This window comes from Streptomyces sp. NPDC057486 (genome assembly GCF_042802415.1).
GTDB lineage: Bacteria > Actinomycetota > Actinomycetes > Streptomycetales > Streptomycetaceae > Streptomyces > Streptomyces yanii.
This window is the reverse complement of the sequence record NZ_JBHVEE010000309.1, coordinates 1-1,751: the sequence shown is the minus strand read 5'-3', so window position 1 is coordinate 1,751 and position 1,751 is coordinate 1. Positions and strand designations below refer to the sequence as shown.

The 1,751-nt window shown below is 67.8% G+C and carries 2 protein-coding genes; one reads left to right on the top strand and one right to left on the bottom strand.

The features are described from left to right. Positions 1-85: 85 nt before the first annotated feature. On the top strand, positions 86-1,207 hold the full coding sequence (locus tag ACFU6I_RS48535; RefSeq protein ID WP_384380976.1) for an IS630 family transposase: 1,122 nt from the start codon (positions 86-88) through the stop codon (positions 1,205-1,207). 9 nt (positions 1,208-1,216) lie between these two features. Here the strand turns inward: ACFU6I_RS48535 and ACFU6I_RS48530 are convergent, their stop codons facing one another. Then, positions 1,217-1,558 carry a hypothetical protein gene (locus tag ACFU6I_RS48530; protein ID WP_384380973.1) on the bottom strand — a complete coding sequence of 114 codons (342 nt, stop codon included), beginning with the start codon at positions 1,556-1,558 and terminating at the stop codon, positions 1,217-1,219. Between the last annotated feature and the right edge of the window lie 193 nt (positions 1,559-1,751).

The window sequence follows — 1,751 nt, the reverse complement described above, 5'->3', positions numbered from 1 at the left end:
AGTGCTCTGACCGGGAAGGTTCGCCGGGTCGACGGTTCCGGAGGTTGGATGTGCGGTGACGTCCGATCCGATCGCAGGGGGTGTGGTGGCCGAGCCTGTCCGTGTGCGCAGGTTGACCGACCAAGAGGGGCATAAGCTGCAGCAGATCGTGCGCCGGGGCAGCACCAGCTCGGTGCGCTACCGGCGCGCGATAATGCTGCTGGCCTCGGCCGGCGGGAACCGGGTCCCGGTGATCGCCCAGTTGGTGCAGGCCGACGACGACACCGTCCGTGACGTGATCCACCGCTTCAACGAGATCGGCCTGGCCTGCCTGGACCCTCAGTGGGCGGGAGGCCGTCCCCGCCTGCTCAGTCCTGACGACGAGGACTTCGTTGTCCAGACGGCCACCACCCGCCCGACCAAGCTTGGCCAGCCCTTCACCCGCTGGTCCATCCGGAAACTCGCCGCCTACCTGCGGAAAGTCCACGGCCGCGTGATCCGGATCGGCCGCGAGGCGTTACGGTGCCTGCTCGCCCGTCGCGGCATCACCTTTCAGCGCACCAAGACGTGGAAGGAGTCACCAGACCCCGAACGCGACGCCAAGCTTGACCGCATCGAGCACGTCCTGGACCGCTTCCCGGACCGTGTGTTCGCATTCGACGAGTTTGGGCCGCTCGGCATCCGGCCGACCGGTGGACCCGGCTGGGCTCCCGCCGGTCACCCCGAGCGGCATCCCGCGACCTACCACCGCACCCACGGCGTGCGGTACTTCCACGGCTGCTACTCGGTCGGCGACGACTCCCTCTGGGGCGTCAACCGCCGCAAGAAGGGCGCTGGCAACACCCTGGCCGCGCTGAGGTCGATCCGTGCGGCCCGTCCTGACGGCGCACCGATCTACGTCATCCTGGACAACCTGTCCGCGCACAAGGGAGAGCAGATCAGGCGCTGGGCGAGGAAGAACCGGGTCGAACTGTGCTTCACGCCGACATACGCGTCCTGGGCCAATCCGATTGAGGCCCACTTCGGGCCGCTGCGGCAGTTCACCGTCGCCAACTCCCACCACCGCAACCACACGGTTCAGACCCGGGCCCTGCACGCCTACCTGCGCTGGCGCAACACCAACGCCCGCCACCCCGACCTCCTCGCCGCCCAGCGCCGCGAACGCGCTCGCATCCGCAGCGAGAAAGGCATCCGATGGGGCGGACGCCCCATCGGGAAAGCAGCGTAAGTTCAGGTCTCAGGCCTGGGGTTCGCTCCGCAGATCAACGAAGCCGGTTTCGATGTCGCCGCGGAAGGTGAGCGCTTCCTCACCGATGCCGAGAGCATCGAGCAGGATGCCGAGCGCCACATCGACGTCCGCGTTGGCACGCCCGACCCAGACGAAGACATCGGGGCGAGGGCTGCCCTCCAAACGGCTGAGCGCGAAGTCGATCTTCTGGATGCGGAACATCGCCGCATCCACCGCACCCAGGTCCTCCCAACCCCGTTCGATGTTCAACCGCAGCCGCGCGGCCAGAACGTCCAGCGACGGCGACAGGCCGGCAACGAGCCGGAAGGAGCTCGCCGCGTACTCCCACATGCTGGCCTGGAAGGCCGGGTTTCGCTTCCCTCCCTGGTACTCCGGCGCACGTTCCCAGTCCGACTCAGGCCCAGGAACCTCAACCTCCGCCATACGCCCTCCCCACCCGCCTCTGAGCTGTGACGCCTCACTCTAGAAGCTCAGCTCCTGGCGCCACGGTTCACCAACCCGGTGAACGTATGCGGTCACGGCA

Excerpts from the sequence above, each read along its gene's own strand:
- ACFU6I_RS48530 (WP_384380973.1), bottom strand. The coding sequence starts at position 1,558 with ATGTGGGAGTACGCGGCGAGCTCCTTCCGGCTCGTTGCCGGCCTGTCG.